21 protein-coding genes, 1 pseudogene, 1 riboswitch and 1 other annotated feature are annotated in these 20,963 nt (G+C 45.9%); of the genes and pseudogenes, 1 reads left to right on the top strand and 21 read right to left on the bottom strand.

Going from position 1 to position 20,963, the window contains the following annotated elements:
• Positions 1–36 precede the first annotated feature (36 nt).
• The 21 genes from ACFFLE_RS06055 to ACFFLE_RS05955 form a co-directional block, all read right to left on the bottom strand.
• A complete protein-coding gene (locus ACFFLE_RS06055; protein WP_380570242.1) occupies positions 37–555 on the bottom strand; it encodes an adenine phosphoribosyltransferase in 519 nt (172 codons plus the stop codon).
• 11 nt (positions 556–566) lie between these two features.
• Complete coding sequence (gene recJ, locus ACFFLE_RS06050) at positions 567–2,810, bottom strand: single-stranded-DNA-specific exonuclease RecJ (protein WP_380570241.1); 2,244 nt, start codon at positions 2,808–2,810, stop codon at positions 567–569.
• A gap of 45 nt (positions 2,811–2,855) precedes the next feature.
• The gene (secDF, locus tag ACFFLE_RS06045; protein WP_380570240.1) at positions 2,856–5,135 is read right to left on the bottom strand and encodes a protein translocase subunit SecDF; all 2,280 of its coding nucleotides are present in this window, start codon (positions 5,133–5,135) and stop codon (positions 2,856–2,858) included.
• 107 nt (positions 5,136–5,242) lie between these two features.
• Positions 5,243–5,506: a preprotein translocase subunit YajC gene (yajC, locus tag ACFFLE_RS06040; protein WP_380570239.1), complete on the bottom strand. Its 264-nt coding sequence runs from the start codon at positions 5,504–5,506 to the stop codon at positions 5,243–5,245.
• Positions 5,507–5,524: 18 nt separating this feature from the next.
• Complete coding sequence (gene tgt, locus ACFFLE_RS06035; protein WP_380570238.1) at positions 5,525–6,670, bottom strand: tRNA guanosine(34) transglycosylase Tgt; 1,146 nt, start codon at positions 6,668–6,670, stop codon at positions 5,525–5,527.
• Positions 6,671–7,705, bottom strand: coding sequence for a tRNA preQ1(34) S-adenosylmethionine ribosyltransferase-isomerase QueA (gene queA, locus ACFFLE_RS06030; RefSeq protein WP_380570237.1), 1,035 nt, complete (start codon positions 7,703–7,705; stop codon positions 6,671–6,673).
• Positions 7,706–7,707: 2 nt separating this feature from the next.
• On the bottom strand, positions 7,708–8,727 hold the full coding sequence (ruvB, locus tag ACFFLE_RS06025; RefSeq protein ID WP_380570236.1) for a Holliday junction branch migration DNA helicase RuvB: 1,020 nt from the start codon (positions 8,725–8,727) through the stop codon (positions 7,708–7,710).
• 12 nt (positions 8,728–8,739) lie between these two features.
• A complete protein-coding gene (gene ruvA / locus ACFFLE_RS06020) occupies positions 8,740–9,327 on the bottom strand; it encodes a Holliday junction branch migration protein RuvA (RefSeq protein ID WP_380570235.1) in 588 nt (195 codons plus the stop codon).
• Between the two features lie 10 nt (positions 9,328–9,337).
• Positions 9,338–10,618 carry a GTPase ObgE gene (gene obgE / locus ACFFLE_RS06015; protein ID WP_380570234.1) on the bottom strand — a complete coding sequence of 427 codons (1,281 nt, stop codon included), beginning with the start codon at positions 10,616–10,618 and terminating at the stop codon, positions 9,338–9,340.
• A 92-nt stretch (positions 10,619–10,710) separates the two neighbouring features.
• Complete coding sequence (rpmA, locus tag ACFFLE_RS06010) at positions 10,711–10,995, bottom strand: 50S ribosomal protein L27 (protein WP_380570233.1); 285 nt, start codon at positions 10,993–10,995, stop codon at positions 10,711–10,713.
• 10 nt (positions 10,996–11,005) lie between these two features.
• Positions 11,006–11,326: a ribosomal-processing cysteine protease Prp gene (locus ACFFLE_RS06005; protein ID WP_380570232.1), complete on the bottom strand. Its 321-nt coding sequence runs from the start codon at positions 11,324–11,326 to the stop codon at positions 11,006–11,008.
• Positions 11,326–11,634, bottom strand: coding sequence for a 50S ribosomal protein L21 (rplU, locus tag ACFFLE_RS06000; RefSeq protein WP_380570231.1), 309 nt, complete (start codon positions 11,632–11,634; stop codon positions 11,326–11,328). The genes ACFFLE_RS06005 and rplU overlap by 1 nt, the downstream gene beginning before the upstream one ends.
• A 14-nt stretch (positions 11,635–11,648) precedes the next feature.
• Positions 11,649–11,722: a sequence feature (ribosomal protein L21 leader region), on the bottom strand.
• Positions 11,723–11,764: 42 nt separating this feature from the next.
• Positions 11,765–12,283 carry a rod shape-determining protein MreD gene (gene mreD / locus ACFFLE_RS05995; RefSeq protein ID WP_380570230.1) on the bottom strand — a complete coding sequence of 173 codons (519 nt, stop codon included), beginning with the start codon at positions 12,281–12,283 and terminating at the stop codon, positions 11,765–11,767.
• A gap of 1 nt (position 12,284) precedes the next feature.
• On the bottom strand, positions 12,285–13,133 hold the full coding sequence (gene mreC / locus ACFFLE_RS05990) for a rod shape-determining protein MreC (RefSeq protein WP_380570229.1): 849 nt from the start codon (positions 13,131–13,133) through the stop codon (positions 12,285–12,287).
• A gap of 274 nt (positions 13,134–13,407) precedes the next feature.
• On the bottom strand, positions 13,408–14,580 hold the full coding sequence (locus ACFFLE_RS05985; RefSeq protein WP_380570228.1) for an aminotransferase class I/II-fold pyridoxal phosphate-dependent enzyme: 1,173 nt from the start codon (positions 14,578–14,580) through the stop codon (positions 13,408–13,410).
• On the bottom strand, positions 14,577–15,380 hold the full coding sequence (locus ACFFLE_RS05980; protein WP_380570227.1) for a MetQ/NlpA family ABC transporter substrate-binding protein: 804 nt from the start codon (positions 15,378–15,380) through the stop codon (positions 14,577–14,579). The genes ACFFLE_RS05985 and ACFFLE_RS05980 overlap by 4 nt, the downstream gene beginning before the upstream one ends.
• Before the next feature lies 1 nt (position 15,381).
• Positions 15,382–16,041, bottom strand: a complete 660-nt coding sequence (locus tag ACFFLE_RS05975) for a methionine ABC transporter permease (protein WP_380570226.1) — start codon at positions 16,039–16,041, stop codon at positions 15,382–15,384.
• Positions 16,034–17,047: a methionine ABC transporter ATP-binding protein gene (locus ACFFLE_RS05970; protein WP_380570225.1), complete on the bottom strand. Its 1,014-nt coding sequence runs from the start codon at positions 17,045–17,047 to the stop codon at positions 16,034–16,036. Before ACFFLE_RS05970 ends, ACFFLE_RS05975 begins: the two co-directional genes overlap by 8 nt.
• A gap of 63 nt (positions 17,048–17,110) precedes the next feature.
• A riboswitch (SAM riboswitch) is annotated at positions 17,111–17,213 on the bottom strand.
• A 311-nt stretch (positions 17,214–17,524) separates the two neighbouring features.
• Positions 17,525–17,887: a hypothetical protein gene (locus ACFFLE_RS05965; protein WP_380570224.1), complete on the bottom strand. Its 363-nt coding sequence runs from the start codon at positions 17,885–17,887 to the stop codon at positions 17,525–17,527.
• Between the two features lie 18 nt (positions 17,888–17,905).
• Complete coding sequence (gene radC / locus ACFFLE_RS05960) at positions 17,906–18,583, bottom strand: RadC family protein (RefSeq protein ID WP_380570223.1); 678 nt, start codon at positions 18,581–18,583, stop codon at positions 17,906–17,908.
• Between the two features lie 2 nt (positions 18,584–18,585).
• The gene (locus tag ACFFLE_RS05955) at positions 18,586–19,302 is read right to left on the bottom strand and encodes a prepilin peptidase (protein ID WP_380570222.1); all 717 of its coding nucleotides are present in this window, start codon (positions 19,300–19,302) and stop codon (positions 18,586–18,588) included.
• Positions 19,303–19,574: 272 nt separating this feature from the next.
• Here ACFFLE_RS05955 and ACFFLE_RS05950 point away from each other — a divergent pair.
• Positions 19,575–20,533 (top strand): annotated as a pseudogene (locus ACFFLE_RS05950) (IS30 family transposase).
• Positions 20,534–20,963 lie beyond the last annotated feature (430 nt).

The following is a 20,963-nucleotide window of genomic DNA, read 5'->3' as shown; positions in this document are numbered from 1 at the left end:
AGAAAAAAAGCCTGTTTCCACAGACTTTATAGCGTGCTATTGTGCGTAAGTAATCAGAGAGAGGGTGTCATATCCCTCAAGGCGCTTCTTACCTTCCAGATACTCCAGTTCTATAAGGAAGGCAATGCCGACGACGATGCCTCCGAGCTTCTCAACCAGATGAATCGTCGCTTCAATCGTCCCCCCGGTAGCGAGGAGGTCATCCGTGATGAGTACGCGCTGGCCGGGAGAAATCGCATCCCTGTGCATAGTCAGGATATTCAAACCGTATTCCAGGTCATATTCGTACTTGATGACTTCCCTCGGCAGCTTCCCTTCTTTCCTGACAGGAGCAAATCCGATGCCCATGCTGTATGCCACAGGACACCCGATGATGAATCCCCGTGCTTCCGGACCGACGATGATATCCACTTGTTTTTCCTTGGCATATTCGACGATCTGGTCTGTTGCATAGCCATATGCCCTGCCATCGTCCATTATAGTCGTGATGTCTTTGAAACTGACGCCTTTTTTAGGCCAATCCTGTACTTCTGAAACATATTTTTTTAAATCCATTTTTACCCCACTCACTTCGAAATTAATGTTCTGAGATAGTTTTTCAGCTCAGAGGAGGAAGACATCTTCAGCATTTTTTCTGCCTCAAGCCGCTTCCTCAGTTCATTGAAAAGCAAAGATTCTTCAATTTTACGTTCTGAATCATCCTTTTGCTTATATATTATACCATCTTTTAACGTAACCATGTCCAAATCCACCATAATATCAACCATCATTTTGAGGAAATTCATTTTTACCCCAAGACGCCGAGCAAGTGCAGGCGCATGTTTAGCGAGGTTGATTGTGCCATCGGCAGCGCCCGACACCAGCTGTTTTAGGGCGTTGATATCCGCTTGTGAGGGGATCCCGGAAAAAAAGAGCTCTTCCCGGCTGTTGAATATCGATATTATTTTAGATGCGTGGATACCATTCAGTGAATACGCAAGATCCAGAAGATCGCCAGGCATATCCCTCAGTACTACAGTCCCTGAAGTGAACGGCAGATCTTCCCCGTATTCGTAGTAATTGTCACCGAGCCGCTCCCTGCCTCTGGCGATGACGAAAACATCATTCTTTGATATCATGTCGAACCTCTGATCGGACCGGCTCCTCATATCGATGAGTTGGACGTTATCTACATTGGCATCCTGAAGCATCAGCTGCAGACTGCGCTTTTGATTGAACTCGTTGATGTTGACCGTCCCAACCAAGCTGATGACATCATTCTGTGACACTTCATTGATGAGGTGCCCAAACCCGAAACCGATGACATCCATGCCGACCCGGGGCATCGTCATTTTAATATGTCTCTTATCTTTACCCACCTGTCGTATTTGCCCTATCGTATCATTCTGAAGCATGAAAACAGGTGATTGAAATGATTGGCCGAATGGTTTGAGGCGCTCGAAACGCTCGAATCCCTGCATGGTCATGTTGGTTCCGTCCACCTGGTAATCGATGTATTTCACCGGCTTCAGATCAAGTCCGAGGCTTGCGAAGTAATCTTCCAGCTGTGTTTTGAAAGCGATAATATCCTCTGACGCCACCTCGATGCCAAGCGCCTGGGCATGTCCTCCGAAATGGGTATGGTGCGTCGATTGATGGGTGATTATGTCATGCAGGTCAAGTCCTTCAATCGAGCGGCCGGAACCACGGTAACTGTCCCCATCCCGGGTCAGTACAATGGCGGGCTTGCCGAACTCTTCCACTATCCTTGAAGCGACAATCCCAAGTACGCCGGGGTGCCAGCCGTCGGCATATGCGATATTGATCTGGTTCTCTGTCCTGATCTGCTCTACAGCCTCACCGAAAATGTCGATGACCAGCTGCTTGCGTTCGGCATTCATGTTCTCGATCGTCATAGCCATTTCATATGCTGCATGCCTCTCATCCTCGAGCAGCAGTTCAACAGCGATTTCAGCTTCTCCAAGCCGACCGGTGGCATTCAGACGGGGAGCAACCGTAAACGCTATCGTTTCCTCATCGACCCCTCCTTCATGACCGGCCGCACGCAGTAAGGTATGGATGCCTGTGGTAGGTTCGTTATTCAATATTTCCAAACCTTCCATCACCAGCTTCTTGTTCTCATCTATCATCGGCACAAGATCAGCTACAGTACCGATTGCAACAAGTGCAAGATCATCCTGCCCGGCGGCGCCCAGAGCCTGTACCAATTTGTAGGTGATGCCGACGCCTGCCAGACTTTTGAAGGGATACGAACCGTCAGGGTGATCCGGGTGGATGATGACCGTCTCAGGTACCGATTCACCGAAAGTGTGGTGGTCGACGACGATTGTGTCTATGCCCTGGTCATTGAGGAATGCCAGTTCATCTTTACCTGAAATGCCATTGTCTACAGTGATGACAAGGTCGTACTGGCCGATGACGATCTCCTCGAACACTTCCCGGTTCGGGCCGTAACCATCTTCTATGCGGTTGGGTATGAAATATCCGGCATCCGCCCCTTTCCGCCTCAATGCTTTAAGCAGTAGGACGGTGCTGGTGATGCCGTCCGCATCGAAGTCGCCATAGATGAGTATACGTTCCCCATGCTCAACAGCAACATTGATCCGGTCGACCGCCTTATCCATGTCATGCAACAAAGAGGCATCATAGGTCGTGGGGTTATAGATTTTCATCAAATCTTCCTCTGTCGTATATCCTCTGTTTTCGAGGATGGTCTGTTCCAGCATATTCAATTTGAAAACACCGATTAAAGATTCCGGTATCTCCTCTGTCCTTTTGCGAACTCTCCATTCAAACTTCGACTGATACATGTGATCCTCCCTTTATAAAACGCCCGGGGACTCCCGGGCGTTCACTTATACCAATATTTTTTCGTCGTTCTTTTTCTTTTCTTCATAAACCGTCAAACTGCCATCCGTCTGTCTGAACTGACGTTTCTTCAATATACCCCATAACTGAAGGGCGATGAACAGCGAGGAATAGATGCCGCTGATCAGACCAATCAGCAAGGCGAGTGAGAAGTTGAAGATTGCACTGCTGCCGAAGATGATCAGGAATAGTACGACAATGACGACTGTGAATACAGTGTTGATCGAGCGCGTCAATGTCTGCTTCAGGGAACGGTTGATGATGGCATCAATCTCTTTTTCATTATGGATGACCTTATATTTGCGCAAGTTCTCCCTCACCCTGTCGAATGTCACGATGGTATCGTTGATCGAGTAACCAACGATCGTCAGGACCGCTGCAATGAATGTAATGTCTACTTCAATCCTGAAGATGGAGAAGATGGCGATCATGATGAATGCATCGTGGATGAGTGCCAGCACACTCGGCAGCGCCATGCGCCATTCGAAGCGGATCGAGGCATAGATGATGATGCCTATTGAAGCGATGGCCAATGCTATCATCGCATTCTTCGCCAACTCTTGCCCGACTATCGGGCTGACCGTACTGACCGCAGGTTCATACCCGTATAATTCATCGAATGTATTCTGCATTGTGGTGACTTCTTCCTGATCCAAGTTTTTGGTATAGCGGACAACCACCATATCTTCACCAGAAGTGGTGATGCTGTCAGGGGCCAGGCCGATATCTTCAAGCTCTGCCTCCACCTCTTCTACAGTGGCCTCTTCCGACGTCTGGATATCCGCCCGTGTGCCGCTTGTGAAGTCTATGCCCAAGTTCAATTTGAAGATGGACAGGATGAGGAGGCCGGCGAGTATCGTCACTAGACTGAACGTAAAGAACTTCTTCGTATGGCCGACAAAATCAAACTTGTCCCAAGGTGTCGTCAGATGTTCGATATCCTTGCCTTCGTTCAAGCTGAAGCGATCCGCTTCCTTGACCCCGAACCATGTCAGGCGCTTATTGAAGAAATTCGATTTGACGAGCAGTGAGAGCAGTATGCGCGTCAGGAAGACGGCGGTGATGAAACTCATCAGTATCGATAGAAGCAACATGGTCGCAAACCCTTTGACGCTGCTCGTGCCGAATATGAAGAGCACTATGCCGGCGACCAAAGTAGTGATGTTGGCATCTATGATTGTCCAGAGGGACGCCTGGGATGCCTTCTTATACGCCTGTTTGATATTGCGTCCGATCCGCAGTTCATCCTTCATACGTTCATACATGATGATGTTCGCATCGACTGCCATCCCGACCCCGAGGATCAGGGCGGCGATACCCGGCAGGGTGAGCACCCCACCGATTATATTGAAACCAAGCACCGTGAGATAGATATAGACCGTCAGTGTAACAGCGGCGATGATCCCAGGGAGCCTGTAGAACGCAATCATATAGAGGAAGACGATCAGCGCACCGATCAGTCCCGCCGTTACGGTCTCGTCGAGTGCCTGTTCACCGAACTGGGCACCTACCGAAGTCGAATAGATTTCTTTCAGGTCAACAGGCAACGAGCCTGCATTGAGCAGTGCTGCGATATTCTGGGCGCGCTCCAGTCCTTCCTGGCCGGAGAATCCACCCGAAATCATCACGTCGGATGTGTTCAAGGCCTGCTCTACACTCGGTGCAGAGATGAATTTGGGATCTTCTTTTGTGACTTCTTCTTTAAAGCTGTCTTCACCCTCTTCAAAATCCATCCAGATTACCATCAGATTCTCACCCGGAGGACGGTTCGAGATCTCTTCAGTGATGTCCCTGAATTTTTCGGGATCCTTCAGCTGAAGCGAAACCATCGGCTGGTTCATCTCGTCGAAGCTTTGACTGGCGCCACCCTGTACAAGGTCCGAACCGTCAAGGAGGACTTCATCATCCACGTTTCTGATCGTCAGTTCAGCCTGTGTACTGAGCAGTTCACGGGCCTCCGTCTGATCTTCCACACCCGCCAGCTGTACACGGATCCTGTTGCCGTCTTCAACCTGGATGTTCGGCTCAGAGACGCCAAGTACGTTGACGCGCGAATCGAGCGTCTGTGCGGTGCTGCTCATTGCAGCTTCATCGATCTCGTCTCCTTCATGCAGCGGTTCGACTTGATAGAGCACTTCAAAACCGCCCTGCAGATCCAGGCCAAGATTGACATTCTTGCCCAGGTCCTTAGCGGTCAACCCCACTGCCGTCAATAATATCACTGCAAGGATAATTGCAGATATTATCCTGTTTTTCTTAGTTTTCAATAGGACACACCTCGATTATTTTATGAATCATCAACATTTCAATTATAACGCTTGGGGGCTCAAATTAAAAATAAAAATAAGCTGGCTCACCGAGCCAGCTTATCATACTACTTGACAATCTCCTTAAGTGCAACGCGTTCAAATTTAAGGATGGCACCATTTACATCATCGGTGCGGATGTACATATGTTTTTGATCGAATGACTCAACCGTTCCGTGAATGCCTCCGATAGTGATGATTTCATCACCTTTTTGCATATTCGCCTGCATATCTTGCACTGCTTTTTGTTTCTTCTGTGCCGGACGGATCATCAGGAAATACATTACCAGAATCAATACCAGGAACGGCAGAATGGCCATGAAAAACTCCATTTAAAAATCTTCTCCTCTTTAGAAATTTTTTGGATTTTCAACATTCAATCCATATGATTCGAAAAATGCTTCTTTAAAGTCCATTAATTGATCATTTAAAATCGCAGTTCGAACATCTTCCATCAATTTTAGCAGAAAATAAAGATTATGGTAAGTCGTAAGCCTTAATCCCAGAATTTCATTTGCTTTGAATAGATGCCTGAGGTACGCCTTTGAATAGTTCCGGCACGTATAACAATCGCAGCCGGGGTCAAGCGGCGTGAAATCTCGTTCGAACTTCTTGTTCTTGACGACAACCCTGCCCCTTGAAGTCATGGTTGTGCCATTGCGCGCAATACGGGTCGGCAGCACGCAGTCGAACATGTCGATGCCTCTGATTACACCTTCTATCAGGGCATCCGGAGAGCCGACGCCCATCAGATACCTCGGTTTGTCCTCCGGCAGCAGTGGTACGGTCTCCTCAAGCACACGGTACATGATGGGTTTTGGTTCCCCGACGGATAATCCGCCGATGGAATATCCAGGGAAATCCATGCTGACCAGATCTTTTGCGCTTTGTTCACGCAAGTGCTTATATTCTCCACCCTGCACAATGCCGAATAGCGCCTGGTTGCGGTCATGGCCACCTTTGATGTGATGATCGAGACACCTCTCAGCCCATCTGCTTGTACGCTCGATCGAATCTTTTACATATCGTTCCTCAGCTGGGAAAGGTGGACATTCATCAAACGCCATCATGATGTCCGATCCGAGGTCATGCTGGATGTCCATCGCCTTCTCCGGACTCAGGAACAGCTTCGAGCCATCCAGATGGCTCCTGAAGTGGACACCTTCTTCTTCGATTTTGCGTCTATCGCTCAGGCTGAATACCTGGAATCCACCTGAGTCGGTCAAGATCGGCTTATCCCAGTTCATGAATTTATGGAGACCGCCTGCCTCTTTGATGATATCGCTCCCCGGCCTCAGCCACAGATGATAGGTATTGCTCAAAATGATTTGACTGCCGATATCCGCAAGTTCTTCCGGGGTCATTGATTTGACTGTCGCCAAAGTGCCGACCGGCATGAATATCGGGGTATCTATAGTGCCGTGTGGTGTATGGAGTTTGCCTATACGGGCTCCGGTCTGTTTACATGTCTTAATGTGTTCATATCTGATTGCCATCTAAGTTTCATCCTCATATATAATCATTGCATCGCCAAAACTGAAGAACCGGTATGATTCATCGATGGCATGCTGATATGCCGCCATGATCGTCTCTTTATCACTGAATGCACTCACCAGCATCATCAGCGAAGATTTAGGCAGGTGGAAGTTTGTGATCAGGGCATCGATCGCCCGGTATTCAAAGCCGGGATAGATGAAGATATCAGTGAATCCACTGGCTTCAGTGAACTTACCGTGGTCCTTGACGATCGTCTCCAATGTCCTCGTGCTCGTCGTCCCTACACTGATGATCTTGCCGCCCTTTGACTTGACCGCGTTCAACAGTTCCGCTGTTGGACTATCCATTATATAGAACTCGGAATGCATCTTATGGTCTTCAATCACTTCTGTACTGACGGGACGGAATGTACCTAAACCGACATGCAGTGTGATGTAGGCGATATGTACACCTTTGGACTTGATCCTCTCCAGCAGCGCATCGGTGAAATGCAATCCTGCAGTCGGTGCAGCCGCTGAGCCTGAATGCTTCGCATAAACAGTCTGATAGCGATCTCTATCCTCAAGCGTCTCCTTGATGTACGGAGGCAGAGGCATCTCTCCAAGGGCATCGAGTACATTTTCAAGCACACCCTCATATTTCAGTTCGACATGCTTGATGCCTTCATCGAATGAGTCTGTACACACTGCTTTAAGCAGGCCGTCACCAAAGCTTACCACCGTACCTGGGCTGATCTTTTTAGCTGGTTTCACCAGCACCTCATAACCCCCTGCGACCGGCTTCAGCAGAAGCATTTCTATTTTTGCGCCCGTCTCTTCTTTGACGCCGTATAATCTTGCCGGCAGTACTTTTGTATCATTTAAAACGAGTACATCTCCCGGGTTGAAGAAGTCGATAACATCTTCAAACGTCTTATCCGAGACCGTCCCTGATTTCTTCTCCAATGCCAATAGTCTGCTTGAAGCCCGATCCTTCAAAGGGGTTTGGGCGATCAGATCATGTGGCAGGTTGAAATCAAATTCTTCGAGTTTCAAACTTATTCCCCATTTCTCGATATATCTGGCTGTGTGTCATCTTTGAAGTATTCATAGCTTTTTGCCGTGGCCCGGCGACCACGCTGAGTGCGTTCTAAGAAGCCTTGCTGGATCAGATAAGGTTCATAGACATCAAGGAGCGTCACCACTTCCTCACCGATGGAGACCGCTACCGTCTCCAGTCCCACCGGTCCGCCGCCATAAGTATGTATGATTGTGTTCATAATTTTATGGTCGACCGGGTCGAGGCCGCTTGGGTCCACCTCAAGCACTCTAAGAGCATGATCGGTCGTTTCCAAAGTGATGGATGGCTCTTCCTTGACTATGGAAAAGTCCCGTACTCGGCGTAGCAATCGATTGGCTATACGCGGTGTGCCCCTTGAACGCTTGGCCAGTTCCACTGTGCTGTCGGGGTCGATTGACACTTCAAATATTTCCGCTGTGCGGTTCACGATCGTCATCAGGCTATCGACATCATAATATTCGAGTCGCAACTGTACCCCGAAGCGGTCCCGAAGCGGAGCCGAAAGACTGCCGAAACGGGTCGTGGCCCCCACCAAAGTGAAGGGTGGCAAATCGATGCGGATGCTTCTCGCTTCTTCACCTTTACCGATAACGACATCAAGGAAGAAATCCTCCATTGCCGAGTAGAGTATCTCCTCCACTGCGCGCGGCAGACGATGAATTTCATCGATGAACAGCACATCCCCCGTTTCAAGGCTCGACAGGATGGCAGCCAAGTCCCCTGCACGTTCCACGGCAGGACCTGAGGTTGTACGGATGTTTACACCCATCTCATTTGCGATTATATTTGAAAGCGTCGTCTTACCAAGGCCCGGAGGTCCATGCAGTATTACATGGTCGAGGGCCTCTCCCCTGATCTTTGCCGCCTCGATGAAGACTTTGAGGTTATCCTTCAGAGTCTTCTGTCCGATATACTGGCTTAAAAATTCAGGGCGCAGTGACATTTCCACCTGTTCTTCCTGATTCTGCCTATCTTCATCTAAAATACGATCGTCCATAGTAACACCCCATTATTGAACTAGGTACTTCAAACCACGCTTAACGGCCTGATCGACTGATTCGAAATGCTCCTGATTGAGGTTCTTTTCAATCTTTCTGAGTTCCCGCTTGCTGTACCCCAGTGCTTCAAGTGCAAGCATGGCTTCTTGGATATGGTGGTTGCTGCCGCCTTTGTCAGGCGCAGGCAATGCCACGCTGACATGCCCGAGCTTGCCTTTTAGATCGAGTATGATCTGGCTTGCCGTCTTCTTTCCGACACCCGGAAATTTCTGCATGTACTTCTCATCTTCAGCTTCCACCGCATCGATGATCTCTTCCGGACTCGAAGCGGCAAGTATCGCCAGTGCACTTTTCGGGCCGATGCCGGTCACTTGAAGCAAAGATTGGAAGAGGACCTTTTCATCCATGGTCACAAACCCGTATAATGTGTGGCTGTCATCCCGCACAATCAGTTCGGTATGGACCGTCACTTCCTCTTCGTCTCTGTTCTCAAAACGGAATGGGTTCGGCACCATGATCAGGTAGCCGATCCCACCAGTCTCTACTGTAATATTCTGTGGTGCAACTTCTTTTAACGTGCCTTTTATATACTGATACATTAAATCACCATCATTCTACGAATTCGAATTCACCGCGCAGAATCCTTACTGTATCGCCCGTCTGGATGCCTTTCTCACGCAGGGCATCGTCGATGCCCATGGTCCGCATCTGCCTTGCGAATCTTCTCACGGCTGCATCGCGGTTGAAATCGGTCATTTTGAAAATGCGCTCGATGGAATCGCCTGATACGACATAGGCACCATCATCATCACGTGTAATCTCAAATGCATCAGGATCTTTTTCGTGCCGGTAGACGACACGGTGATCAGTCTCTTCGATGACTTCTTCGACTGTGGAAGCTTTCTCAAGCATATCCGCAACGCGGTAGAGCATATTATCCAAGTTTTCACGAGTGGCAGCCGAGATGCGATATATTTCCTTGTCTTTCCCCACTGCTTCAGCAAACTTCTCGAAAGTGCCCTCGTCTTCCACGAGGTCAGTTTTATTGAGGACGATGATTTCAGGCCGTTTGAGCAGGCTTTCATTATAAAGACCCATCTCTTTACGGATTGTTTCATAATCCTCTACTGCGTCCCGTCCTTCAACTTCACTGATGTCGATGACATGAACGATGACTTTAGTCCGCTCGACGTGCCTCAGGAACTGATGGCCAAGCCCAGTGCCTTCCGAGGCACCTTCAATAAGTCCGGGCAGATCCGCCATGACAAATGAGCGGCCGTCCCCCGTCTCCACGACGCCCAAGTTCGGTTTGATGGTTGTGAAGGGGTAATCCCCAATTTTAGGCTTCGCTTTTGTGACGGCACTGAGTATCGTTGATTTTCCGACACTCGGGAAACCTACGAGACCAACGTCCGCCAGTAGCTTTAGCTCAAGCACTACATCAAATTCCTGGCCCGGTTCCCCATTCTCGGCAAAGTCCGGCGCCTGGTTCCTTGACGTGGCGAAGCGGGAATTTCCGCGGCCACCCCGTCCGCCTTTGGCGACGACGGCCCTTTGGCCGTGCTGGGTCAAATCAGCTAATGTTTCTCCGCCTTCTTTCTTCTTGACTACTGTACCTGGTGGCACCTTCAGTACCATAGGCTCACTGTTTTTTCCGTGGGCATTCGCACTCATTCCGTTACCGCCGCGCTTCGCCTTGAAGTGGCGCTGATACCGGAAGTCCATCAATGTCCTGAGTCCTTCGTCGACCTCAAATATGATGTCCGCACCATCGCCGCCGTCGCCGCCTGAAGGCCCGCCCATCGGAATATATTTCTCACGTCTATACGCGACGAGGCCATTTCCGCCATCGCCGGCTTTTATGAATATACCAACCTGATCTATAAACATAGTCTCACCCCTATCCTTAAAATATTATATCATATCGTACACCGCTCATTTAATGAAAAAGGACACCAGCTCTGCTGATGTCCACTCGTTCATTATTTCGCTTCGGTATAAACAGAAACGCGCTTTTTATCGCGACCAAAACGCTCGTATTTTACAACGCCGTCGATCTTAGCGAATAGAGTATCATCTCCGCCGCGTCCAACGTTCTCACCTGGGTGGATTTTAGTTCCACGTTGGCGGAAAAGTATGGAGCCGCCTGTTACATGCTGGCCATCTTGTCTTTTGGCACCAAGGCGTTTGGATTCAGAGTCACGTCCGTTCCTCGTTGAACCTACACCTTTTTTGGATGCGAAGAATTGCAGATTGAGTTTAAGCATTGCTTTCACCTCACTTGAATGATAATTTGATGTTTTCACCGTATTCTTCTTCTATTGTTTTAAGTGATATGATCATGCTTTCCAATAGAGTCTGGAGTTTTTCATCATCTGGGTCCGTCACTTCGAAATTGAAGTAGCCGGTTTCCTCCTCCATATCGATTGAGGGATTTGCATCCGTCATATTGAGTATGGCGTTTACGGAACCGAAGACAACTGCCGAAGCACCTGCGCAGACGATGTCGCTGCCATACTCACCGAACATGGCATGGCCTTCCATATTGAAGGAAGTGACCTGTCCATCATCATTTATATGGAATTCTACATTAATCATTAGAAGTCTATCTTATCAACTGTCAGTTTTGTATATGGCTGACGGTGACCTTGTTTACGCTTGTAGTTCTTTCTGCGTTTGAATTTCACGACGTCGATTTTCTTACCGCGGCCGTGCTTTTCAACTTTTGCAGCTACAGTTGCACCTTCTACAGTAGGGGCACCAACTTTAACTGAATCTCCACCTACAAAGAGTACTTTGTCAAAAGTGAATGTGTCACCTGCTTCTGCGTCGATCTTCTCGACATAGATAGTCTGACCCGCTTCAACTTTAATTTGTTTACCACCTGTTTCGATAATTGCAAACATACTTACACCTCCTAATATAAAATAAGACACGCCATCTGCAGGTGGATGGTAATCGCTTGAACCTGCAACTGAGCGGTTGATGTTTACATTATCACCAACCTCTGCATTATACCAGCAGCAGATGGTGCTGTCAATCCTGTTTGAGGAGTTCTTTCCTGACCCTGGCGACTTTGCGTGCCACGACAAAAACAATCAGAAAGAGCAGCGCATTGATGAGCATGCTCGGCACTGACCTAAGGGCCGTATAATCAAACAATGGCATATCGATCATGCCAAGTACGGAATAGATCGCATATATATATGCATCGTAGAAGAAAATCAACAGCAGTACGACAAATGCCATGGCGACGAAATCTCTATGGAAGACCCGGAAGGCGGTGTGCATGAATACAACGAACGCTACCATCCCGAAGGTGTGTATGCCATAGAGGGACCCTATGTAGATGTCGAGCATCACTCCGAAGACCACCGCCAAAAATATCCCCATCCTTGACCCTACATAGATCGACAGCAGCAATATGAAGATAAGTAAGGTGCGGGGCACAAAATAGACCGCCACTCCAATGATCGATGCCGGACTGAATTCCGCAAAAGTAAAGTCGATGTACATGAATAGGAAGGCACAGAGGAAAATCATAAGTGTTCTCATATCATTCCTCCATTGACTCCGGATTTCTTTTGATGACATGAACAAGGTCGATATCATCCATATTACTGTTCAGCTGCACATAGGCATTTTGACTCAAACCATACTCGTCATTTTCGACTTCAACTATTTTGCCGATGATCAGCCCTTCCGGCAGGCTCCCCACCAGGCCGCTCGTGAAGACTTCATCGCCGCGTTCAAGTCCACTGCGGTTTTTAATGTTCTCAACCACAAGCAGGTTGCGTTCATCATCAAACCTGCGGATATTGCCATATGCTGTTTCGTCTTCGTGGGTTACTTGAACTGAGAGGTTATTGCCTGTTGAGGAGGCCGTCAACATCTCGACATAGCTTGAGTTGCCATTGACCCTGACCACAGTACCGACCAGCCCTTTTGTGGTCATCACAGCCATGCCTTCCTTTATGCCGTCGGATTCCCCTTTATCAATGGTGAAGTTATCCATCCACTGGTCAGGTGACCTTGAAATCACACGGGCATCAACACTTTCGTAGGAGCGTCTGGAACTGACATCCAGAGTTTCCCTCAACTCCTCGTTCTCCGCTTCAAGACCTTCCAGATCTGCCTGCATCTGCGGCAGCATTTCAAGCTGTGCATGTAGTTTCTCGTTCTCTTCAACAGCACTGAAACTGGCGGAGATCTTATTGATGATGCCACCTATGAATCCGACCGGCGCGTCTATGACGACCTGCGAACCTGCTGTCAGATCGCCAGTGAACTGCTCCGCCTTAGTGACGGAATTCCGATCCGTCATCGAGAAACCTATTAGAAGTATTAATACAATAATGCCAAAAAGTATGATCAGCATACGATTACGGTTGAAAAGCCTGTTCACGATCGAGCGCCTCCATTGATTGTTGGTATCTGATTAAAAGAATACCACAATCAAGCACTGCTGATAAAGGATATGTAAATAAAAAGGAGAGGCCCGAGGACCTCTCCATAACAGATAAGATAATAATATATATGATATCTAGAACAGTAAGTATACATGTTCTATCAAAGGCGTTTTAGATGACATAATCATCAATCGCCTATTATGTCATTTTCATTACAATTATTATGTTACATGTTTAATTGTTCGCTTTCAAGGGGATAATGTAGATTATTTAATGTAAAATGTCATTTTTCCATAAATTCTGAAGCGCTTTGAACAGTTCGATCACTTCCTTCAGCTCGACTTCACCTACAGCCAGGGAGATGCGGATGTAATATTTTCCTCGCGAGCCGAATGGAATTCCTGGAGTGACAAGGATGGAACATTCACGGAGCAGGTAGGCCTTAAACGTCTCGCCGTCAAACCCCTCCGGCACGCGGATCCAGCCGAATATCCCCCCTTTAATCGGGTTGATCGGAATACCCATCTCCAGCAATGCTTCTGTAACCAGGCGGCTCCTTTTGGAGAACGTATCCTTCTGGACGGGCAGAATATCCCCAGCATGTCGGAGGGCTGCGGTAGACGCCTCCTGCACCACGCCCCACATGCCTGTTTGGGTATGATCCTGATAAGTGTTGATTGCATTGATCATTTCCTTGTTTCCTACAGCAAAACCTGAGCGGAACCCCGACATGTTGAACCCTTTCGACAAGGAATATATCTCAATCGCACAGTCAAGGCTGCCTTCACTCTGAAGAATACTTGGATGCTTCTCCTCAAATGAAAAAGGGGCGTAGGCAAAATCATGAACTATGCGGGTTCCTGTTCCTTTAAACCGCTCTATCGTGCGATCGAAAAAGGCGCGGTCCGCAACCGCGCCAAGCGGATTAGACGGATAATTCAAGTACATCAGCCGTGCATTGGCCTGCTCCTCGTCATCCAACGCATCGTAGTCGGGCAGATATCCGTTTTCTGCGAGAAGCGGCAGGTCATAGATCACCCCTTTCGCCAACTCGACGCCTGCTGCATAATCCGGATAACCTGGATTGGGCAGGTAGACGCCTTCCCCCGGCTCGATGAACATCATCGGAAACTGCACCAGGGCACTCTTGGTGCCGTACAGTAGCGCGATATTCTCCTCTTCCAGTTCCACCCCGTATCCCCGCTTATAGAAATCGATGATTGCAGCCTTAAATGATTGTTTCCCCCGGAATTGACCATATCGTTGATTTTCCGGCTGATAGAGTGCCTCGGCTGCTCGCTTTAGGATGGGTTCAGGTGTCTCGGCGTCCGGAATGCCGACTGCGAGGTTGATCAGCGGCAGGGGGCCAAATGCTTCCTCTCCGGCCATAGCCGACTTGAAATAGCTGTCAGGGATGCTCGAGAGTAGTTTATTCATCTTCATTCTCCTTCCGGTTTATCAAATCCTTTGAATTGTTCATCTATCGTCTGTTTGAAATGTTCCGACTCGACTGCTTCAATGAGATCTTTTGCCATTTTACTGTCTTTATCTGAAGCATTGACGACAATCTGATTCCTGAAATTCTCATTCATATCTTCAAGTTGCAGCGCATCCGCCAAATCCATACCGCTTGCCAATGCAAAGTTTCCCGGCACGAGTGATAATCCGATCTGATCCACACTTCTCGGTAGCTGCCCTGAATCCTGGTAGACGAATTCCAGATTCTTATTGTTTTTTAATATATCCTTTTCTTCGATCGCAAGTAAATTGGCATCCTCTGCAATTTCAATCAGCCCCGCGTCCATAAGCGTCTGGAACCCCCTCGAAGAATTGACGGGGTCCAAGGGAAGTGCCACTTCGCTGCCATTTTCTATTTCATCCAATGAATCATATTCGCTGGAATAGAGTCCCATAGGCGCAGTCGGCACTTGGATGAGGTTATGGAAATCCGTGCCATTCTCCTTATTGAAGTCAGCCATGAACGATTTATTCTGATAAAGATTCGCATCCAGATCCCCGTTATTTAGAGCATTGTTCGGTTGGATATAATCGGTGTACTCCACGATTTCGACCGTGTAGCCCTGTTCTTCCAGTGCTGGCTTCAATGCAAAGTTCACCATATCGCTGTAGGGGCCGGTGGAAGCGCCGATTGTGATCACTTCCCCCTCCCCTTCGTAGAGCAGCGCGCTGCTGCCTATGATGACAGCAAGTGTTGACAGAAGGAATATCAGTATCCCACGCATATCAATTCCTCTCCTCTCTTTGGCTCAAATAGTCCCCGATTATCTGGATGAGCTGGACAATTATAATCAAAATGATGACAGTGGCAATCATCGTCACAGTATCATAGCGATAGTAGCCATATCGTATCGCAAGATCTCCGATGCCGCCCCCACCGACGACACCTGCTGTGGCGCTGAAGGCGACGATGGTGATGATCGTCAGCGTAATCGCCTGGGTGATTCCCCGCTTCGCTTCCGGGATCAACACATCCGTAATGATCAGCCAGAGTGATGCGCCCCCAGCAATGCTCGCTTCAATCACCCCTTTATCCACGCCATTGAAGCTTGTCTCCACCAGTCTCGCAAATAGCGGCACAGCGGCTAACGAAAGCGCCACACTGGCAAATACCGGCCCGTGGGAGCTGTTTGTCAGCCAAGTCGCAATCGGCATGATCGCTACAATCAATATAATGAAAGGGAAGGACCGGATCACGTTCGTCAGCGCCCCTAAAAACTGATTCAGTGGTTTTATCCTATAGAGCAGCGGATTGGCGGTCACATACAGCAATACACCGAGCGGGAGTCCGAGCAGCACCGCAAAGAATATGGATATCGATACCATGAGAGTCGTTTCGAGTAGTGCCCGGTATAGCAGCGGTGTAATTTCTATCAATCTATCCATATATTTCAGCCCTCTCTATTCCTTTTGAGTCGTCGATGAACTGCTTCAATCTAGTGATCTCTTCCTGTCTGCCTTTGATGTGGAGCATCAGAAATCCAAGAGGCATATCCTGGATATATTCGATGCGGCCATTCAATATGCTTATATCGCAGTCAAAATGACGGTAGAGTTGGTTTACATAGTTCGCTTCCGCATATTCATTCAGGAATTTGATGGTGATCACTTCAGATTCACTGTTCAGTTCAATGTGCGGTGGGATGGTGAAATCATATATATCCTGAACAAATCCTTTCGTCACTTCGTGTTCCGGATGGCTGAAGATCGCGTAGACATCATCCATCTCCACAATCTCTCCTGCCGTCATCACGCCCACACGGTCAGCAATCTCTTTAATGACCTCCATCTCGTGGGTAATCAACACAATGGTGATGCCCAGCTCCTTGTTGATCTTTTTAAGCAGTTTCAGAATTGTTTTTGTCGTATCAGGATCGAGTGCACTTGTCGCTTCATCACACAAAAGCACTTCAGGACCATTGGCTAATGCCCGTGCAATGCCGACACGCTGCTTCTGTCCGCCACTCAAGTTTTTGGGGTAGCTATCCATCTTGTCGGCCAAGCCCACAAGTGCCAGTAACTCTTCGATGCGCGACGACACCTTCTTCTTGTCGTAATTGCTCGCCTTCAACACAAATTCTATGTTCTGGTAGACCGTTTTAGTTTCAATCAGATTGAACTGTTGGAAGATCATGCCGATCTTCTGACGTTTTACACGCAAGTCCCTTCCTGCCAACTTGCCCAAATTGGTACCATTAACATTGATGCTGCCGGTAGTCGGCTGTTCCAACAAATTGATCAGGCGCAACAGAGTACTTTTCCCCGCCCCGCTGAAGCCAATCAGACCGAAGATCTCGCCCTCACGAATGGAGAGCGTCGTCTTTTTCAGAGCTTCTATCCTTTTTCCTTTAACAAAATATTCTTTAGAGACATCGGTAATTTCAATAGCCACGCCACCACATCCTTTTTATATTAAAAACAAAAAGCCATCTGCTAAATGCAAATGGCTTAAAGATATCTATCTGCCAAGCATCCGCTTGTAGGATTTAGCACAGTACCATAACAGCCTGTTGCTGAAGCTTCAAAGGGCCCAATCCCTCCACTTCTCTGGATAAATGTATTTAATTGAATGAATATCACTTTACTCGAGACTATTAGAATTGTCAATATATTAATAATAATAAATCTTTTATTTTTGATTTCTATGGATAATGATAATTTCAAATCAAAAGGGATTTAAAAACAGGGTGATGACATCACCCTGTTTTCCTTATGAATATGATATCTAGATTCTAGATAATACATAGAATCTATCAAAGGATTATGGACCTACCATTATTTAAAAAGTATTGCGCAGTACCATCTCAATAACATCCTTATTATGTAAGACTAAAATCTCTTTCTGCATCATTCGACCACTTTGTTAATATTACCAATTTGAGGTGTAGTAAAGGGTGAATCGATTATAATTTATAAATTTGGCATGGTAAAAATCTGATGCGGCTTGGTTAATATGGTTATGATAAATTTTGTCATATTCGTATGACCCGAAAAATGGTCCTTTATAAACAGGGAGCAATACCTCAGCTTTTTCAGGATTGTATCTAATTTCATTTAATAATATATATAACCTGCTAACGGTTTCTATCTCAATTTCTACTTTCCCACAGTTCTCTAAAGAGAAATTATCTACGAAATAACCCTGAAGAGCGTTAAATTTCCTATAATAACTATATTCTATAAATTCTTTGGTTTCATTATCTTCAAGATATAAATACATATCCAAACCCATTATATCGTTCCCCTCTAGCTATTTAATTACATTCATCTCTTTCAAGCTAATATATTTACCAGATCCAATAATTATGTGATCTAAAAAGTCAACGCCGATCATTTCTCCACATTCATACAAACGTTTTGTAACCTCGATATCTTCTCTCGAAGGCGAAGGATCACCACTAGGATGATTATGTACACATATTATCGCGGCAGCGCTCCTCTTTATCGCTTCTTTATATACCTCCCTAGGATGCACTATCGAAGTATTCAAAGACCCTTTAAACATCGTTTCTTGGTGGATAACCATATTTTTGGTAGATAAATATAAAACTACAAAATGTTCTTGTTGATAATATCTCATTTTTTCCATAAGTAGTTTACTCACATCATCTGGGCTTTTTATGTAAAGATCTTCCTCTAATGAATGTGTATGCATTCTTATTGCTAGTTCAATAACTGCTAATATGGTTATTGCTTTTGCTTCCCCAATACCTTTAATGCTGATTAGTTCCTGATAAGTAAGATCACGCAGTTCACGAACAGATTTCATATCTTTTATGATTCTGTTTGCAATTCCAATACTAGACTCCTCTTTGTGGCCGGTATTGATGATTATCCCAAGCAACTCTTGATTAGTAAGCTTATCAGGACCATAAATCATCAATCTTTCTCTTGGTTTATCCGAAAAGTGCATCTCTTTAATTAACATTCTTATAGGAAGCCTCCAAAATATATAGAATTCAAATCATCATATAACAAAAATGAAAGTATAATAGCCGTAGTAATAAACGGGACCAGAGGGATCTTAGCGGGTAACTTTGTTTTATAGAAATGCAGTATTATTACAAATAACCCTCCAATCAAATAGGTAAGAAGTAAGCTATAAATAAAGAAGTTGACAGGGGTAATCAAAGTGATTACTGTAAACAATTTTATATCGCCATATCCTATTGACTCTGAAAATAAATAAAAGAATAGATGTAAAATTAAAATTATACAAATGTCCTGAAATGGTTCTAAATAATATAGATCTGTTAAAAATAGTCCAGCAACTAAAAATATAAGATTCATGTGATTTGGTATTTTTAAATTTTTTCTATCATAGATTGAAAGCGGCAACAAAATTGTAATCATCAAATAATATAATGTGAGGTCTTTGAGAGAAAGGTTAAAATAAATGGGCAGTAAATAAAGAAGTATTACTAAAATTTCACAGACTATAAAACTGTTATCGATTTTCTCTTTGCAATAGGAACATTTCCCCTTAAGCAAAATAAAACTCATTACCGGAATTAGCTCATAAGGCTTTAAGCTCTGAAAACATAAATCACATCTACTTCTACGATATAAAATCGAAATGTTATCGGATGCAGTTACAGCATATATAAATGATGCGCAGATACCTCCAAGAATAATTATAAAAAACATAGCATCACCTCTTCCTGACACTATATTAGCTTCATAACCTTATTTAGTAAAAACGCAGTAATCACCAATAGACAATAATAAACTGCAAAAAATTAATTTCAGCTTAATAATTATACATGTTTCTTTATTATTCTACCTTCAATACCATTTTCTGTTTAACACAAAATTTTTGATATCGCCGATTGTAAAATTAAGCTAGACACATAGAAAGAGCCACTCGTGATACACTCAAAATGGTTTTCCAACCAAAGAAAACATAGGAGTGATCACGAATGACCGACACCCATTTTAGCACGGATGAACTGGTCATCATAGCATCCTACTTTCATCAGAACATCCCTGTTTCAAAAATCTCCAAACGGGTCTGCCGGGCCCGACAGACGGTCCATAATGTTGTGGCTTTTTTTAGAGCCGGCCACAGCGCATTGGACTACTACCAGCGCTACAAGGCAAACAAGCAGCGCTGCGGCCGGAAACGGACAAGACTGCCAGCGGACCAACACGCATATGTGACAGGAAAAGTGGCCCAGGGCCGGACACCGGATGTGATTGCCGGCCGGCGTGACCGTAAGATACAGTGTTCCAGCCGCACATTGTACCGCATGTTCAAGCGTAAGGACTGTGATGTGTCCACATTGCCAATGAAAGGCAAAAAAACCCCAACGATCATAAGGAACGCCGGGAGCGACAGACGGTCCGGCGCAACATTTCAGAAAGGGTGGACGACTATCCAGCGTTCAATAAAGAATTCGGCCATCTGGAGGGCGACACTATTGTCGGTGTGCGACATAAAAGCGCCGTCATCACGCTGGTTGAACGGCTATCGAAAGTCATCATCACATTGAAACCTGAAGGTCGGACGGCCAAAGATATCGAAACTGCCATCAATACGTGGTGTCACTTGGTGCCGAGAAACCTGTTCAAGTCCATCACTTTTGACTGCGGTAAAGCATTCTCCAACTGGCAGGCGATGAGCAATCGAAATGACCTGGCCATCTACTTCGCCGATCCGGGGACGCCGTCACAACGGGGATTGAATGAACATTCCAACGGCCTGCTCAGAAGGGATGGACTGCGTAAAGATATGGATTTCAACACAGTCGACCACGCTTTTATCGCATCGGTCGCTGCAAGAAGAAACCATATACCGAGAAAATCATTGAACTACCGAACACCATTGGAAGTATTTTTGAGTTACATGGGTGAAAAAGAACTGTCTAGCTTATTTTGACAAATGAAATAATAAACATTTTCCTATTAGTGCTCTAAATTTTTTTGATCAACTTGCAAATTTTTTTAATAAATCTGTAGATACCACAGCTTCCATTATTATTTTTTGTAAATAGTGTTTGGTACTTTAAATCTAGTTTGTTATCAAACTTTAATGTTAACTGAGTTTCTAACTCCTTTGTCACTATCCCTTCTAGTTTAGGGATAATTTCCTCGATTAATTTTTTATTAAATTCATCTTTTTCAACCTTTTTAATATATTGTTCCTTGAAAAAATTGTTAACGGAACCAATTGTGGTAAAGATTAAAGTAAAGCCAATTAACTTATAGTAAATAATATTCGTTGAATCACCATAATTATTGGGACCGTCAATAATTATGTGTAAATGAATGCATACCTTTTCTTATAGTGTGTGTTACTCGCTAAACAT

It is taken from the genome of Salinicoccus siamensis, assembly GCF_042429615.1.
GTDB classification, from domain to species: Bacteria; Bacillota; Bacilli; order Staphylococcales; family Salinicoccaceae; genus Salinicoccus; species Salinicoccus siamensis.
This window is presented reverse-complemented; position numbering and strand designations above follow the sequence as displayed.

Excerpts from the sequence above, each read along its gene's own strand:
- ACFFLE_RS06055 (WP_380570242.1), bottom strand. The coding sequence starts at position 555 with ATGGATTTAAAAAAATATGTTTCAGAAGTACAGGATTGGCCTAAAAAA.
- recJ (WP_380570241.1), bottom strand. The coding sequence starts at position 2,810 with ATGTATCAGTCGAAGTTTGAATGGAGAGTTCGCAAAAGGACAGAGGAG.
- yajC (WP_380570239.1), bottom strand. The coding sequence starts at position 5,506 with ATGGAGTTTTTCATGGCCATTCTGCCGTTCCTGGTATTGATTCTGGTA.
- tgt (WP_380570238.1), bottom strand. The coding sequence starts at position 6,670 with ATGGCAATCAGATATGAACACATTAAGACATGTAAACAGACCGGAGCC.
- ruvB (WP_380570236.1), bottom strand. The coding sequence starts at position 8,727 with ATGGACGATCGTATTTTAGATGAAGATAGGCAGAATCAGGAAGAACAG.
- ruvA (WP_380570235.1), bottom strand. The coding sequence starts at position 9,327 with ATGTATCAGTATATAAAAGGCACGTTAAAAGAAGTTGCACCACAGAAT.
- obgE (WP_380570234.1), bottom strand. The coding sequence starts at position 10,618 with ATGTTTATAGATCAGGTTGGTATATTCATAAAAGCCGGCGATGGCGGA.
- rpmA (WP_380570233.1), bottom strand. The coding sequence starts at position 10,995 with ATGCTTAAACTCAATCTGCAATTCTTCGCATCCAAAAAAGGTGTAGGT.
- ACFFLE_RS06005 (WP_380570232.1), bottom strand. The coding sequence starts at position 11,326 with ATGATTAATGTAGAATTCCATATAAATGATGATGGACAGGTCACTTCC.
- rplU (WP_380570231.1), bottom strand. The coding sequence starts at position 11,634 with ATGTTTGCAATTATCGAAACAGGTGGTAAACAAATTAAAGTTGAAGCG.
- mreD (WP_380570230.1), bottom strand. The coding sequence starts at position 12,283 with ATGAGAACACTTATGATTTTCCTCTGTGCCTTCCTATTCATGTACATC.
- ACFFLE_RS05985 (WP_380570228.1), bottom strand. The coding sequence starts at position 14,580 with ATGAAGATGAATAAACTACTCTCGAGCATCCCTGACAGCTATTTCAAG.
- ACFFLE_RS05980 (WP_380570227.1), bottom strand. The coding sequence starts at position 15,380 with ATGCGTGGGATACTGATATTCCTTCTGTCAACACTTGCTGTCATCATA.
- ACFFLE_RS05975 (WP_380570226.1), bottom strand. The coding sequence starts at position 16,041 with ATGGATAGATTGATAGAAATTACACCGCTGCTATACCGGGCACTACTC.
- ACFFLE_RS05965 (WP_380570224.1), bottom strand. The coding sequence starts at position 17,887 with ATGGGTTTGGATATGTATTTATATCTTGAAGATAATGAAACCAAAGAA.
- radC (WP_380570223.1), bottom strand. The coding sequence starts at position 18,583 with ATGTTAATTAAAGAGATGCACTTTTCGGATAAACCAAGAGAAAGATTG.
- ACFFLE_RS05955 (WP_380570222.1), bottom strand. The coding sequence starts at position 19,302 with ATGTTTTTTATAATTATTCTTGGAGGTATCTGCGCATCATTTATATAT.